Source organism: Kutzneria sp. CA-103260, from assembly GCF_018263855.1.
GTDB lineage: Bacteria > Actinomycetota > Actinomycetes > Mycobacteriales > Pseudonocardiaceae > Kutzneria.
In genome coordinates, this window is sequence record NZ_CP073318.1 from 8,718,870 (window position 1) to 8,732,879 (window position 14,010).

At 70.9% G+C, this 14,010-nt stretch carries 16 protein-coding genes; 6 read left to right on the forward strand and 10 right to left on the reverse strand.

Going from position 1 to position 14,010, the window contains the following annotated elements:
• Window positions 1-53: 53 nt before the first annotated feature.
• Window positions 54-1,691 carry a TM0106 family RecB-like putative nuclease gene (locus JJ691_RS38525; protein ID WP_211764429.1) on the reverse strand — a complete coding sequence of 546 codons (1,638 nt, stop codon included), beginning with the start codon at window positions 1,689-1,691 and terminating at the stop codon, window positions 54-56.
• Window positions 1,692-1,769: 78 nt separating this feature from the next.
• Between JJ691_RS38525 and JJ691_RS38530 the strand changes: the two genes are divergently transcribed.
• On the forward strand, window positions 1,770-2,207 hold the full coding sequence (locus JJ691_RS38530) for a DUF6474 family protein (protein ID WP_211764430.1): 438 nt from the start codon (window positions 1,770-1,772) through the stop codon (window positions 2,205-2,207).
• On the opposite strand, the gene JJ691_RS38535 is transcribed toward JJ691_RS38530, so the two are convergent.
• Entirely contained in the window at window positions 2,204-2,638 is a 435-nt protein-coding gene (locus JJ691_RS38535) for a DUF6069 family protein (RefSeq protein WP_211764431.1), read from the reverse strand. The two genes, JJ691_RS38530 and JJ691_RS38535, sit on opposite strands and share 4 nt — an antisense overlap.
• A 120-nt stretch (window positions 2,639-2,758) precedes the next feature.
• Here JJ691_RS38535 and JJ691_RS38540 point away from each other — a divergent pair, with 120 nt between their 5' ends.
• Entirely contained in the window at window positions 2,759-3,400 is a 642-nt protein-coding gene (locus JJ691_RS38540) for a TetR/AcrR family transcriptional regulator (protein WP_211764432.1), read from the forward strand.
• Here JJ691_RS38540 and JJ691_RS38545 read toward each other — a convergent pair.
• The 4 genes from JJ691_RS38545 to JJ691_RS38560 are packed head-to-tail and all read right to left on the reverse strand — an operon-like array spanning window position 3,397 to window position 6,877.
• A complete protein-coding gene (locus JJ691_RS38545) occupies window positions 3,397-4,374 on the reverse strand; it encodes a glycine betaine ABC transporter substrate-binding protein (protein ID WP_211764433.1) in 978 nt (325 codons plus the stop codon). The two genes, JJ691_RS38540 and JJ691_RS38545, sit on opposite strands and share 4 nt — an antisense overlap.
• Complete coding sequence (locus tag JJ691_RS38550; RefSeq protein WP_211764434.1) at window positions 4,371-5,108, reverse strand: ABC transporter permease; 738 nt, start codon at window positions 5,106-5,108, stop codon at window positions 4,371-4,373. The genes JJ691_RS38545 and JJ691_RS38550 overlap by 4 nt, the downstream gene beginning before the upstream one ends.
• Window positions 5,101-6,237: an ABC transporter ATP-binding protein gene (locus JJ691_RS38555; RefSeq protein ID WP_249227282.1), complete on the reverse strand. Its 1,137-nt coding sequence runs from the start codon at window positions 6,235-6,237 to the stop codon at window positions 5,101-5,103. Before JJ691_RS38555 ends, JJ691_RS38550 begins: the two co-directional genes overlap by 8 nt.
• The gene (locus JJ691_RS38560; protein ID WP_211764435.1) at window positions 6,230-6,877 is read right to left on the reverse strand and encodes an ABC transporter permease; all 648 of its coding nucleotides are present in this window, start codon (window positions 6,875-6,877) and stop codon (window positions 6,230-6,232) included. The genes JJ691_RS38555 and JJ691_RS38560 overlap by 8 nt, the downstream gene beginning before the upstream one ends.
• Before the next feature lie 75 nt (window positions 6,878-6,952).
• Here JJ691_RS38560 and JJ691_RS38565 point away from each other — a divergent pair, with 75 nt between their 5' ends.
• Genes JJ691_RS38565 through JJ691_RS38580 form a run of 4 tightly spaced genes read left to right on the forward strand, consistent with a single transcriptional unit; the run spans window position 6,953 to window position 9,867 of the window.
• Complete coding sequence (locus tag JJ691_RS38565) at window positions 6,953-7,474, forward strand: hypothetical protein (protein WP_249227283.1); 522 nt, start codon at window positions 6,953-6,955, stop codon at window positions 7,472-7,474.
• Window positions 7,475-7,520: 46 nt separating this feature from the next.
• The gene (locus tag JJ691_RS38570; RefSeq protein WP_211764436.1) at window positions 7,521-8,300 is read left to right on the forward strand and encodes a YcnI family copper-binding membrane protein; all 780 of its coding nucleotides are present in this window, start codon (window positions 7,521-7,523) and stop codon (window positions 8,298-8,300) included.
• Window positions 8,297-8,836, forward strand: a complete 540-nt coding sequence (locus JJ691_RS38575; protein ID WP_249227284.1) for a copper resistance CopC family protein — start codon at window positions 8,297-8,299, stop codon at window positions 8,834-8,836. The genes JJ691_RS38570 and JJ691_RS38575 overlap by 4 nt, the downstream gene beginning before the upstream one ends.
• Window positions 8,833-9,867 carry a copper resistance D family protein gene (locus JJ691_RS38580; RefSeq protein ID WP_211764437.1) on the forward strand — a complete coding sequence of 345 codons (1,035 nt, stop codon included), beginning with the start codon at window positions 8,833-8,835 and terminating at the stop codon, window positions 9,865-9,867. The genes JJ691_RS38575 and JJ691_RS38580 overlap by 4 nt, the downstream gene beginning before the upstream one ends.
• A 15-nt stretch (window positions 9,868-9,882) precedes the next feature.
• Here the strand turns inward: JJ691_RS38580 and JJ691_RS38585 are convergent, their stop codons facing one another.
• From JJ691_RS38585 to JJ691_RS38600, 4 genes are all read right to left on the reverse strand, one after another.
• The gene (locus tag JJ691_RS38585; protein WP_211764438.1) at window positions 9,883-10,839 is read right to left on the reverse strand and encodes an NAD-dependent epimerase/dehydratase family protein; all 957 of its coding nucleotides are present in this window, start codon (window positions 10,837-10,839) and stop codon (window positions 9,883-9,885) included.
• Window positions 10,836-12,116, reverse strand: a complete 1,281-nt coding sequence (locus JJ691_RS38590; protein WP_211764439.1) for an MAB_1171c family putative transporter — start codon at window positions 12,114-12,116, stop codon at window positions 10,836-10,838. Before JJ691_RS38590 ends, JJ691_RS38585 begins: the two co-directional genes overlap by 4 nt.
• A gap of 14 nt (window positions 12,117-12,130) precedes the next feature.
• Window positions 12,131-12,688, reverse strand: coding sequence for a hypothetical protein (locus JJ691_RS38595; protein WP_211764440.1), 558 nt, complete (start codon window positions 12,686-12,688; stop codon window positions 12,131-12,133).
• A 122-nt stretch (window positions 12,689-12,810) separates the two neighbouring features.
• Window positions 12,811-13,557 (reverse strand): helix-turn-helix transcriptional regulator, encoded by a 747-nt coding sequence (locus JJ691_RS38600; RefSeq protein ID WP_211764441.1) that lies wholly within the window; start codon window positions 13,555-13,557, stop codon window positions 12,811-12,813.
• Window positions 13,558-14,010: the final 453 nt, after the last annotated feature.

The window sequence follows — 14,010 nt, forward strand, 5'->3', positions numbered from 1 at the left end:
CCCTTCTTCTCGTCCACCGTCAGGGATGGCCCCTTCACAGCGTTCGATCGGGGTCAGAGGTCGCCGGCGAAGGGCAGTTCGGTCATCGCCGGCGAGCTCATCCACTCCCGCAGCGCGAGGGTGGCGTGCACGTCGTCCTCGTTGTACTCGAGCAGCCGCTGGCGCTGGGACACCTCGGCCGGCGCGCCGTCCATGCCAACCGCGTCCCGGTACCAGCGCATCGAGTTCTCGCCGCCGGCCTCCGGGTCGCGCCAGTGGAAGCCGGCGACCGGGGCGATGATCTTCAGGCCCTTGCCGTGGGCGCACAGGAACTGGTCCCGGACCACGCCGAACACGTCCACCCAGGCCGGGTCGCGGATGAAGGCGTTGACCTGGGCGACGGTCGGCACACCGGGCTTGCCGGCGAAGCGCTCGGCCGAGGACAGCAGCCAGCGGTTCTCGGCCAACTCGTTGTAGCAGTAGGCGCGGAACGTCAGGTTGTGCGCGAGGGCCTTGTCGCGCACCCGCATCAGCCAGGTCCAGAACTCGCCGAAGGACCGGGCCTCGTCATCGTCGGGCAGCGGCTCCCAGGTGACGAACGGCCGGTAGCCCTGCGGCTCGCCGATGTCCTGGCCGGTGAGCAGGCAGCCCCACATGTACGCCCCGGCGTCGCCGAAGCTCTCCATGTCGATGTCGACCTCGACGTCCGCCCGCGGCACCCGGACCTTGCGCACCCGGCGCACCACGGTCAGGTCCCGCAGCCAGGCCCGGGCCAGGATCACGGCGTCCGACAGCGGCATGCCGACCAGCGGCGTCACCAGCTTGGTGGCCGGCTCCATCGCCGCCAACTCGTCCACTGTGGACACGCCCAGCTTGCGCAGCGCGAACGCGTCCTCGCCGCGGACCACCAGGCTCACGTCGCGGGCCTCGGTCAGCGACTTCTCGCAGACCGGCCACCAAGGGCAGCTGCGGCACTCGACGATCCGGGACGGCCGCGCCAGCGGCTCCCCGCCGGACGCCGCCGCGTTGGCCACGGCCAGCCGGTCCGCGAACCGCATGTCGTACTCGGACAGCGCCGTCCGCGCGCCCGGCCAGGTCGGCGCGTCCAGGTCGTGCCAGAGCACCACGTCGGCGTCCATGCCGACGACGCCGCCGTAGGAGCGGCCGCTCGCGGCGAAGCCGGCGGCCTGGAGCATGCGCTGGGCATGCGCGAGGCGGAGCTGGTCGCGGGGCTGCGGGCGGACCTTGCGCAACGGGTCGGAGCGGATGCCGATCGGCGTCGGCTCGCTCAGCGACGAGGTGCGGGCGCCCGCGCCCGGGTCGGTGACCTTGTGCCGAACCACCAGCACCGGCACGTAGCCCGTGCTGGTCCGGACCAGCAGGTCGATGCCGCCGCGCCGGCCGCCGGCCGGGTCCCGTGGCAGCTGCGGGGCCCACACGAACGGCGCGCCGGCCGAGAGCGCGGCCACCGTGGCCCGCTCCCGATCGGCCGGCTTCGCGTCGAGCGGGATCTCCGTCCAGGCCGAGCCGGCCATCCGGGCCATCCGGTCGGCGACCGCCCGGCGGTGCGCCATCGCGTCGGCGCGGCGCTGCTCCCCGGACGGGTCCGGCTCGGCCTTGGGGGCGTCGGCCATGGTCGGGTCGTTCTCCAGGTGCACGCGCCGCCGGCAGCGGGTCACCACACCGGCGTCGAGCAGCACCGAGGACGTCACAGGGAGCAGCCTAGTTCCGCCTGCCGGGCTCCGTGTCGACGGCCGGTGGATCTCCACCTCCCGGACTAGAGTCGGCGTGTGGCACGCAACCGGTCCAAGCCCCGGCTCACCCCCGCCCGCGCCAAGAACCTCATCGGCCTGGCGAAGGTCATCGCACCGGCCGTTGTGCCCGTCGTCGCCCCTTACGCGCTGCGTGCCGCCTCGATGGCCCGCGAGGCCGTGGACAAGCGCCGCGCCCGCCGGCTCGGCATCGCCGTCGAGGATCTGGCCAACTACTCCGGCCCCGGCGGCGCGCTGCACGCTCGTATCGCCGGCGCCGCGCAGGCAGCCGCCGACCTGCGCGCAACCGAGGCTGCCTTCGCCGATTCGAGTGAAACCCGGCTGACCCAGCTCGCCGCGGCGGTCCGGGCCGCCGAGCGGATGCCCAGCGCCCGCCGGAAGGCGGCGCACAAGGCCGTCTCCCAGGAGCTGGACCGGCTGGAAGAGGACCTGCTCCGCCGCCTCGGCGTGAACTAGACGGTCCGGCGGTAGCCGGTCAGCGGCAGCAGTCGGCTCACCGCGGTGACGGTCGCGGCCGCGACAACCACGTGCATGACCAGCAGTCCGACCGTGTTGACCACGTCGGCCATGCCGGAGATCAGCAGCCCGAAGTCCGGGATGAAGCTCAGGACGACGACCACCGGCACCAGCACGCGCAGGACCGACCGCGCGTGGGCGGCGTAGCGGCGGACGGCGGCCCAGCCGATAGTGCCGGCGAGCACGCCGACCACGGTCAGCGGCGCGTAGGCGACCAGGTCGAGACCCATGCGGGTGCCATTCGGGTTCAGCGCGACCGCGCCCAGCGCGATCACGGTGTTCACGGCGATCGCGACGACCGCCGCGGCGACCAGGCCGAGCACGACACGAACGGTCGAGGTGTCGGCCTGCGGGTGGACCTGAGTGCTCATGACCGGACTCCCTAGAAGTGGATAGCTTCAATCCGTTTCTGCCGACGACGGTAGCAGCAGAAGCGGATAGACGCTATCCGCATGGACAGCTCTGATCCGTTTGACAGCTACGATGGGGCCATGGACGCCTCGAAACCGTTGCGACGGGACGCCGAGCGCAACCGCCAGCGCATCCTGGCGGCGGCGAACGCGCTGGTCGCGGAGGTGGGCCTGGACGTGACCCACAACGACATCGCCCGCGCCGCCGAGGTCGGCGTGGGCACCGTCTACCGGCGCTTCCCGGACCGGCAGGAGCTCATCGACGAGCTGTTCGACCAGCGGGTGGACCGGATCATCGCGCTGGTCGACGAGGCGCTGGAGATCGACGACCCGTGGCAGGGCCTGTGCGCGTTCCTCGCCGGCAACCTGGAGCTCCAGGCCGGCGACAAGGGCCTGAAGGACCTCATGCTCGGCGACGGCCGGGCCACCGAGCTGGCGCAGCGCGCCCAGCGCCGGATCGGCCCGGCCGTGCGGGAACTGGTCGAGCGCGCACACGCCTCCGGGCAGCTGCGCCCGGACGTCGGCGTCGAGGACTTTCCCCTGGTCCAGGAGATGGTCGGCGCGGTGCTGGAGCACTCACGGCGCATCGACCCGAACCTGTGGCGGCGGGCGCTCGCCCTCGTGTTGGACGGCTATCGGGCCGACGCCCAGCAGCGGGAGCCGCTGCCGGGCGCCACGCCCACGCCGGAACAGATCGAGCAGGTGCTGAGCGCGCCTCGCTAGGCGTTGCTGTTGGGCACGTCCTTGCTGGTCACGAAGCCCTGCTTGACCAGCCAGTCGCGGGCGACGTCGGCCGGGTCCTTGCCCTGCACGTCGACCTGGGCGTTCAGCTCCTGCATGGTCTGGTTGTCCAGCTTGGCCGAGACCGGGGCCAGCACCTGCTCGATCTGCGGGTGCGCGGCCAGCACGCTGGAGCGCACGGTCAGCGCCGCGTTGTACTGCGGGAAGAAGTGCTGGTCGTCGTCGAGCACGGTCAGGCCCAGCGACAGGATGCGGGCGTCGGTGGTGAACACCTCGCCCCAGTTGCAGGCCTGAGCGTCCTTGGTGGCCTGGTAGACCGCGCCGGTGCCGAGGATCTTCACGTTCTGCGAGGGGATGCCGTACTTCTTGGTCATGCCCGGGAAGCCGTCGTTGCGGCTGGCGAACTCGGTCTCCAGGCAGAACGTCACCGCCGACGGGTCCACCTTGGCCAGCCCGGACAGGGTGTGCACGTTGTACTTCTTGATCACGTCCGCGTTGGCCGCGATGGCGTACTTGTCGTTGACCGGGGACATGGCGACCCAGCTGACGCCGTTGGCCTTGTCGGCCTCACGCACCTTGTCGAACTGCTCCTTCGGGTCGACGATCACGTCGTTGTGCCCGAGGTAGCTGATCCACGCCGTGCCGGTGTACTCCCAGGTCATGTCGATCTGGCCGGCCAGCAGGGCGTTGCGGGCCGAGTTGGAGCCCTGGATGTTGGTCAGGTCGCTGATCTCCGCACCGGCCGCCGACAGGGCCAGCTCGGCGATATAGCCCAGCACGATGTTCTCGGTGAAGTCCTTGGACCCGACGGCCAGCTTCACCCCGGACAGCACCGGTTTGATCGAGCCCGGGCCGACCGCCACCGGCACGGTCGAGCCGGAGCTCAGCCCACAGCCCGTGAGCAGCGTCCCGACCAGGGCCAACGCCACCAGCTTCCTCGCCCGAAACTTCGTCACCGCAGCCCCTTCGGTCCGAGAAACTCCTCCGCCAGCCCGCCGAGCCAGTCCACGAGCAGCGCCAGCGCCATGGCCAGCACCGCGCCGACCACCAGCACCGAGTAGCGGGCCAGCTTGTCGCCGGTGTCGATCAGCACGCCGAGACCGCCGCCGGCGACGAAGAAGGCCAGCGTCGCGGTGCCCACGGCCAGCACCAGCGAGGTGCGCAGGCCGGCCAGGATCAGCGGCACGGCCAGCGGCAGCTCGATGCGCCGCAGCACCGTCGAGGGCGACATGCCGATGCCCCGGCCGGCCTCGATCAGCGTCGGGTCGACCTGCCGGATACCGACGATGGTGTTGCGCAGCACCGGCAGCAGTGAGTACAGCGCGATCGGCAGCGCCGCGATCCAGAACCCGGTGCTGGCCGTGACCAGGAAGAACAGCACCATCAGGCCGATCGCCGGGGCGGCCTGCCCGATGTTGGCCAGGGTCAGCACGACCGGCGCGGCGAACCGGGCCCAGCGCCGGGTCAGCACGATGCCCAGCGGCACGCCGACCAGCACCACCACCGCCGTGACGGCCACCGCCAGCAGCAGGTGCTGCCAGGTCAGGTCGAGCAGCGTGGGGAAGTTGATGTTGCGTTGCTCGATGTCGTCGAGCTGCCGGGTGCTCTCCCACACCAGCACGCCCGCGACCACCGCGAGCACCACGACCGGCTGGGCGAACAGCCGGATCCGATCGGCCCGGTCAGGCATGCTCGTGCTCCTCACGCAGCTTGCGGACGACGTCCATCACGGTGTCGATGCCGACCGCGCCGACGTATTCGCCGCGGGTGCCGACCACCGGCACCGAGCCGCCCTCGGTGAGGATCGCCTCCAGCGCGTCCTGGAGCGTGGACTGGCGGCTGACCTGGTCGTTCACCGGCCGGCCGACCGTGCCCAGCGGCCCGTTGTTGAGATCGCGCAGGTGCACCCAGCGCTTGGGCCGCTTCCGGTTGTCCAGCACCAGCGCGTACTTCCGGTTGGCGGCGTCGAGCCGGGCCCGGACGTCCTCGGGCCGCTCGTCGAGCGTCGCCGTCACGGCGTCGTCCAACTCGACGTCCCGGACTCGCAGCAGCGTCAGCTGCTTGAGCGAAGCCCCGGCGCCGACGAAGCCGGCCACGGTGTCGTTGGCCGGGGCGGCCAGGATCGCCTCCGGGGTGTCGAACTGGAGGATGCTCGACCGGGGCCCGAGCACGGCGATCCGGTCCCCCAGCTTCACCGCCTCGTCGAAGTCGTGGGTGACAAACACGATGGTCTTGTGCAGCTCGGACTGCAGCGACAGCAGCTCGTCCTGGAGATTGCCGCGGGTGATCGGGTCCACCGCGCCGAACGGCTCGTCCATCAGCAGCACCGGCGGGTCGGCGGCCAGCGCCCGGGCCACCCCGACGCGCTGCTGCTGCCCGCCGGACAGCTGGCGCGGGAAGCGGTCGCGGAACTCGCCCGGATCCAGCCCGACCAGGTCCAGCATCTCCTCCACCCGGCTCGCGGTCTTCGGCTTCGGCCAGCCGAGCAGGCCCGGGACCAGACCGATGTTCTGGCCGACGGTCAGGTGCGGGAACAGGCCGGCCTGCTGGATCGCGTAGCCGATGCCGCGGCGCAGCTCGTCGGCGTCGAGCGAGAGCGCGTCCCGGCCGCCGATGGTGATGCGGCCCGAGGACGGCTCGATCAGCCGGTTGATCATCTTCATGGTGGTGGTCTTGCCGCAGCCGGACGGCCCGACGAAGACCACGATCTCGCCGGCCGCGATGGTCATGCTGAAGTCCTCGACGGCCGCCTGCTTGCCGCCGGGATAGCGCTTGGTGACGTTATCGAGCTCGATGTCGACGGCCTGCTGCTCAGTCACGGATGCCCCTCGATGTGGTCAGCCGGCCGACGAGCACGTACACGCCGTCCAGCAGCAATGCGATCACGATCACGCCGATGGTGCCGACCAGCGCGAGGTCGACGGCGTTGACGCTGCCCACCCGGGACAGCCCACTGAAGATCAGGTTGCCCAGGCCGGGTCCCTTCACGTACGCGGCGATGGCCGCGATGCCCATCAGCAACTGGGTGCTGACCCGCATGCCGGCGAGGATCGCCGGCCAGGCCAGCCGCAGCTCGACGAGCGTCAGCACGCGCACCCGGCCCATGCCGATGCCGCGGGCCGCGTCCACCACCGCCGGGTCCACCCCGTTCAGCCCGACCACCGTGTTCCGCACGATCGGCAGCAGCGCGTAGAGCACGAGCGCGACCATCGTCGGCGGCACGCCCAGGCCCAGCACCGGAATGAGCAGGCCGAGCAGCGCGAACGACGGAATGGTCAGGATCGCGCTGGTCAGCGCGGTGGCCACGGCCGAGCCGGCGGGACTTCGATAGACCGCGACGCCCAGACCCACACCGAGCACGGTGGCGAGCAGCGTGGCCTGAACCACGGCGCTGGCGTGCAGGTAGGAGTCCATCAGCAGGGCCTGCCAGCGAGCGGTCACGTACGTCCACAAACCCATGACACCGGGTACCCAAATGGAGCAGCGATAAACCACCATTCGGAACGGCCACCCTCACCCCTTACGCTCAGCGACGTGTCCCGACGGCAGCAGCTCTCCGGCCCCGTGCGCTTACTGCGCGGCGCCATGCTGGCCGTCAGCTCCACGACACTGGCCATCACGGCGCACGGCGTGGCCGGCGGCGGCTGGCCCGAGACGCTGCCAGTGCTGCCGTTGAGCCTGCTCATCGCGTTGGCCGGCACGGCGCTGGCCGACCGCTGGCGCAGCGGCTGGACGATCATCGGCGCCCTCGGGATGGCCGAGCTCGCCCAACACGTGCTGCTGTCGGTGATGCACGGCGACGCGGTGCTCGGCTCCGGCCTGATGACCTGTGCGCACCTGGTCGCGCTGCTGCTGACCGCCGTGCTGCTGGCCAAGGCCGACGCCGCAATCGTCGCGGTCGCCGGCGCGGTCCGCCGGCTGCTGCCGCGCGTGCCGTCCTTCCCCCATCCCGACCGGGCTCTTGTCGCCCCGGTCGTCTTCCGACCGGCCGACCATGTGCTCGACGTGCTGTTCCGTCGGTCGCTCGGCCGCCGCGGCCCCCCGGTTCTCTCCTGAATTCCCCCACACCCCAGTCATTTCTCATTCAGGAGAGAACACACCCATGTCCACAACCCGCTTCGCCCTGCGCGCCGGCGGCGTGCTCGCCGTTGCCGGCGCCGTCGCGCTGGTCACCGCCCCCGGCGCGTTCGCGCACGTCACCGCCAACGTCACCACCGCCGTCCAGGGCAGCTACTCGGTGATCACCTTCCGGGTGCCCAACGAGGAGGACAACGCCGGCACGGTGAAGCTGCAGGTCACCTTCCCCGACTCGTACCCGATCCCGGGCGCGTCGGTGCGGCCGGTGCCGGGCTGGAAGTCCCAGATCGACGTCGAGCCGCTGCCCTCGCCGGTCAAGGAGAACAACCTGGACGTGAAGAAGGCAGTCAAGACGATCACCTGGACCGCCGACGCCGGCACCCGGATCAACCCCGGCGAGTTCCAGGAGTTCGCCGTGTCGGCCGGGCCGCTGCCCGACGACACCGACGAGCTCCAGTTCCCGGCCGTGCAGACCTACGACAACGGCGTGGTGGTGAACTGGACCGACGCGCCGCCGGCGGCCGGGCAGAAGGAGCCCGAGCACCCGTCGCCGTCGATCAAGCTGCAGACCAAGGCCAACGCCCCCGGGGCGATGGACATGTCGGCCATGGGCGCGACCGGCGGCGTCACCGACACCGCGTCGAGCACCGCGGTCTCGGACAACACCGCCCGCTGGCTGGGCGGCGCCGGCCTGCTGGTCGGGGCCATCGGCGTCGGTTTCGGGGTGGGCGCGGTGCTGCGCAGCCGGCGACCGGCGACCGCGACTGTCACTGCTGCCAAGGAAGACGAGGGCAAGTCGGAGTGAAGCGGCTGCTGGCGTGCCTGCTGCTGGCCGGCGCGGGAATGGTCGGCCTGGCCGGGCCGGCGTTCGCGCACAACGTGCTGGTCGGCAGCGACCCGAAGGACGGCAGCTCGATGGAGGCTGGTCCGTCGACCGTGAGCCTCACCTTCGACCTGCCCATCCAGCAGGGTGACTTCGACGTGATCACCGTGACCGGGCCGAACAACACCCGCTGGGAGGCCGGCCCGGCCAAGGTGGACAGCAACGTGATCAGCGCGCCGGTGCGGCCGCTGGGCGCGGCCGGGCAGTACACCGTCGGCTACCGGATCCTGTCCGCCGACGGCCACCCGGTGTCCGGCGCGGTGAAGTTCACCCTGACCAAGGCTGGCACCGGCACGCCGGCGACGCCGACCGCCGCCTCCGACGCCCAGGCCTCGACCGGCGGCTCCGACGGCTCCGTGCCGGTGTGGCCGTGGATCGTCGGCGGTGTCGTGCTGCTCGGCGCCGGCGTGTTCGTCGCGCTGCGCATGGGTCGGGCGCCGGAGGACAGCTCGAAGTGACCACTGCCCGGACCATCGCGCGGCCCAACTACGGGCTGGCCGTCGGCCTGCTGCTGGCGGCCCTGGCTGGCGCGCTGATCGGGACCTCGCTCACCGGCGAGACCCCGGTGCCCGGCGTCGCCGAGCCCGGCGCGATGGTCCGGTTCGGGCTGCCCGCGGTGCGGGTGCTGCTCGACGTGTCCGCGCTGGTGACGGTCGGGCTGAGCGTGCTGCCCATGCTGCTCGGCTTCGACCGTCCCAAGCAGACCGAGCCCGTGCTCAACCTGGCCCGGCGGGCGGCCGTGGTCAGCTCCGCCGCGTGGGCCGTCACCGCCCTGCTGTCCCTGGTGTTCGCCGCCGCCGACCTCCGCCCCGGCGAGATCCCCACCGTCGGCACCGTGGTCGAGTACGTCTCCACCATCGGCGCCGGCCAGGCCCTGGTGATCAGCGCCGTGATCGCCCTGGTCTATCTGCTGTTCGCCGTGCTGGCCCTTCGCCACGGCGAGAAGGTCCCGGCCGAGCTGCGGATCGTGCTGTCCGTGTTCGGCCTGCTGCCCATTCCCGTCACCGGCCACGCGTCCAACTTCGGGCTGGCCTGGGGCGGGCACGGCCTCTCCATGGTCTCCATGGAGCTGCACGTCATGGCGGCCGCCGGCTGGACCGGCGGCCTGCTCGCCCTCGGCGTGCTGCTGCTGGCCAACCGCTCCCTGCTGGCCCGGGCCCTGCCCAAGTTCTCCAAGCTGGCCACCGTCTGCCTGATCGCCGTCGGCGTCACCGGCCTGGTCAACGCGGCCATCACCCTGGTCGAGACCCCCGGCGTCAGCATCTGGACCGGCCTGTTCGTCACCCACTACGGCTGGATCGTGCTCGGCAAGATCGCTTGCTTCGCCGCCCTCGGCCTGCTCGGCGCCAACATCCGCTTCCGCCTGATGCCCCTGGTCGAGCAGCACCAGCGCATCCCGGCCCTGGCCGGCTGGTTCACCTTCGAGATCGCCGTGATGGGCCTGGCCTACGGCCTCGCGGTGGTGCTCACCCGGGCCCCGGTGGTCTGACCCGCGATTGCCCGCCTACCCGAGGTTGGCCAGGGCGGTGTCCCGGATCGCCTGGTCGACGTCGGCGTGGGTGATGCCGAGGGCGGCGCCGGCGACGTCGAGATCCACATACGCCTCGGCGGCGTGCAGCCGGCTGATCTTCGCGGTGTGGAAGCCCGGGCGAACGCCCTGCCGACGCCGCTGCACCGCGCGCAGGTGGAAGAGCACAGACACCTCCGCGGCGCTGAGCCGCCACACCCGCTCGGGCGAACAACCGGCGGCCGCGGCGAGTCGACGAAGCAGATCCGCCCAGGTCAGGTTGGCGGTCGCGATCGGATAGTCGCCGTCGACCCGCTTCTCCAGCGCGGCCACCGCGGCGTCGGCGACCTCGGACACCGCCGCGACGGCGGTTCCACCGGGATAGACCAGCGGGTCCTTGCCCTCCAGCATCCGCTGCACGAAGGGATCGAGGGACGACGGTCGGCCCGGTGTCGCACCGAGCACGTAGGGAAGTTCGAGCACAGTCAGCGACATGGCGTCGCCGGCGGCCTGGTGCGCCTGACGGCTCTGGTCGACCCGGCTCTGGATGTACGGGCTGCCCTCGAGCAGGTGGAGTTCGGGATGCAGCCGGCTCAGCGTCGCGTAGTAGCTGCCCAGCAGGACGGCCCGGTCGCACACCGCGTTGCGGCCGGCCGTCAGCAGGCGCACCACCGGCTCGATGTTCGCGGCCCGGTAGCAGGCCGACGTGTCGGCCTTGAGCGGGGAGTAGACCGCCGCGGCCGCCCCGTAGACGATTCCGTCGCGATCCGCGACGAGATCGGCCAGCTCGCGGTCGGAGATCTTCTGGATGTCGCCGATGTGCACCGTGGCCGCCGGCGAAAGGGAGTCGGCCCGGCTCCGGGCGAGAACCGACACCTCATGTCCCAGGGCGACGAGCTTGTTCACGACGTGATGGCCGACGAAGCCGGTGCCACCGACGATCAAGACCTTCAAGAAACATCCCCTTCTTCAGCGGTGAGCACCCGCTCGCGCACGGCGTTGAGCACCTCGGGAACGACCGGCGAGCCGAAGCGCATGGCGGAGACGAGCAACCAGTGCCGGGCCTCGTGATCCAGCGCGCTGACCGCGTGCCGCCGGGCGACGACGTCGACGACGCTGTCGGGCATCGGCCGTTTCGCCAGATAAGCCTCGCTGCCGACCGCGAGGACAACGGCGTCGACGACGGCCGCCACGTCGTCGCCGTCGAGACCGCGCTCGCGGGCGAGCCTCTCCGCCAGCTCACCCACGTCGGCGGAGACGTATCGCCGAAACGCCTGCAGAAAGTCGGCGAGCTCGATTATCCGTCGATGAAGATTCCACGTCGCGTGCAGCCGCAGACAGTCCGCGATTCTCGACCTGGCCGGACTGAGCGCAACGCTCGGCAGCGCCTGCCACAGCGTCGACCACAACGGATACAGGCGGCAGCAGGCGACGCGGTACTGCCACCACAATTGGACGTGGTGCAGCAGCTCGCGGACCGGCCGCAGGCGAGGACTGGTCATGAGCACGGAATAGACCCCGGTCGCGCACAGGCCGACCATCGTGCCGACGCCGGCGACCGCGAGCGGCGGACCTTCCACCGACGCCTCCGGCCAGGGCAGCGGGTCGAGGTCCGGCACCAGCAGCGCGACCTGGTAGACGAGCACATGGAGCTGTACCGCGGCCGAGATGAACGCCCCCAGCGCGTAGGCGCCCAGCGCGATCGACAACCACCGGATCGACGCCGCCTTGCGGGCCCAGCGCAGGCTGACCCGAGTGAGGTCCTGTAGCGGGTAAATGAGGTAGACGGCCAGAATGAGCCAGGCTATGGGGCCGACGACCGTGTCCGGTGATCCGCCCGCCGTGTAACGTCCCTGCGGGCCGAAATCGAATTCCCGCGAATGCGGGGCCAGCGCGAACAGAAAAACGAGAATCGCACCCGCACCCAGCAGAGCCGTGAGGTGGCGCAGCATCTGCCGGGCCGCGACCGCTGACGCGTCCACCGTGAAATGCATATAGCACAGCATGAGGTACAGGCAGAGCATGCCGAGGATGTTCTCGAGCGGCCAGGTGACGTTCACGCCGCCGAACACCAACAACGCCGACACGTCGGGAACTCGGACGAGCGAGGCGACGAAGGAGAAGACCGCCCCCGCGCCCAACGCCCGCAACTGCGGTGTGCGGCCACCCTGGACGACCCGGTGCAGCACCGTGATCACCGCGATGAGCGAGGCGATCAGGCCGACGACCACCGCGAGGGACGCGTTCACGGCTGGTCACGTACCCGCCGCGCGGGACGCAGGGTCGAGGTGAACCGGGCGATCACGGCCAGGTCCGAGGGGTCGGGCGGCGAGATCGGGTGAATGAGCTGGGTTTCCGCCACCCGCAGGGCCAGGGTGGTCGCGAACCGCTCGGCGGCCTGTTCCTGCTCGTCGACGTACCCGGTCTGGCCGCCGCAGTTCAACCGGCACAGACCGGCCCGGACGGTGCGACGGACCACGTCGGGGTGCAGGTCCGGCAGCAGGGCGGACATCAGGCGGAACTGGAGATCGTCGAGGTCCTCGGCCGAGAGATGCCCGAGGACCATGTGCGCGACCTCGTGGAAGACGGCCTGCCGCTGGACGGCCTGCGGCGCGGTGTCGTCGTAGACGACGCAGTCGAGCGTCGGCGCCTGCACCCACAGTCCGGAGAAGGGCGCCGGCCCGTCGGGCACCACGGTCGAGAACGGGATCAGACACACTGGGCGGCCACGGAATTCCGCCAGTCCCGCGATGAATTCGTCGAGGTCGGTGCCCACGGGGACGGCGGCGAGCAGACTCCGCACCGCCCTCGTCAGCTGTTGTCGACGGCGTAGTCCGGACAACCACGATGTGAAACGCAACGGATCCCCCCAGGGTTTCGTGGTGACACGACCACGAGCGGCTGTTCGAAGTTAGTAATCGGCGGTCATGGGGAGTCGGGTCCGCCCGTCTGCCTCGCGTTCTGCGTCCGCACGTGGCGGAGCACGGCGGCGATCGCGCCGAGCGAGGCGTTGTCGGCCAGCACCTGGGCCGACAGATGGCGGGCGGCCACCGGCAGGTAGTCGGCGAGCAGGTCGAGCTGCTCGTCGATGCGGGCGATGACCTTGGCGTCGGAGGTGGTGAGGTACTCGGCCGGCACGCCGAAGTACTCCGCGAGGGCCCGCAGCAGCTTGAGTCCGGGATCGTCCTCGGACCCGTCCCGCAGGCGGCTGATCTGCGCCGCGTCGACGCCGATCGCGGCGGCGACCGCGTCATCGGTGAACGGGGGGTTCGACAGGCCGGCCGGGCGCACCTTCTCGAACAGGGTGTTCACCCGGTCCCGCACGCTGCGCTGCTTGAGATACAGCGGCAGGTCGCCGACGGGAATCTCGTCCTTCACCAGGTAGATCACGTCGACACCGAAGAAGTCGGCCAGCCGCTGGATCAGCTTGAGGTTCGGGTTGTCCCGCTGGCCGTAGCGGAGCTGGGTGACATACGTGTCGGTGGATCCGATCGCGCGGGCGACCGCGCTGTGGCTGTACTCCGTCCGACGGCGGGGCGCGTGCGCATTGCCGGACGCGGCCACGTCGCGCGCGTGCTGATGGTCGGACACGGGGCGCGTCTGCCGCTCGAACAGCGCGTGGATCTTCGCCGCCAGCGGTCCGTGCTCGCCGTCGGCATCCCGGCTTGGCATGTGGCCCCCTCGTTCGCTGACCTGCGCCGAGCCTAACTGAGCTACCAGCACCCTGGATACCGTGGTGGTAACCAGTTCAGCGGCCCGGCGTCACTGTCGGCGACCGTGAGACGTCGGCCGCAATACCCTCCCTGCCCCATCATCAGGTGCGTGAACTGGCCACTTACGACCAGAAGGCACACCTGGACATCCGGTCGGGACAGTCACGGACCGGCGACAAGGCGCGCATCTGCCCACAGTCCCGACTGCTCCATTCGGGTTTCGTCCAACTCGTAACACTGTTATGAGTTGGAACTGCGAGATGCTGGGCTGGCCGCGTCAAGCGGCGTGTTACCTCGCCGTGGAGCTCGTGCTGGCGCCCAAGGGGGGAGGAGGCGAGCAGTGGAGAAGTCCGCAGTGGCCGCACCTGGTGCGCGCCGTCGCGGTCGCGTCTCCAGGTCCCGCCTCCACAGT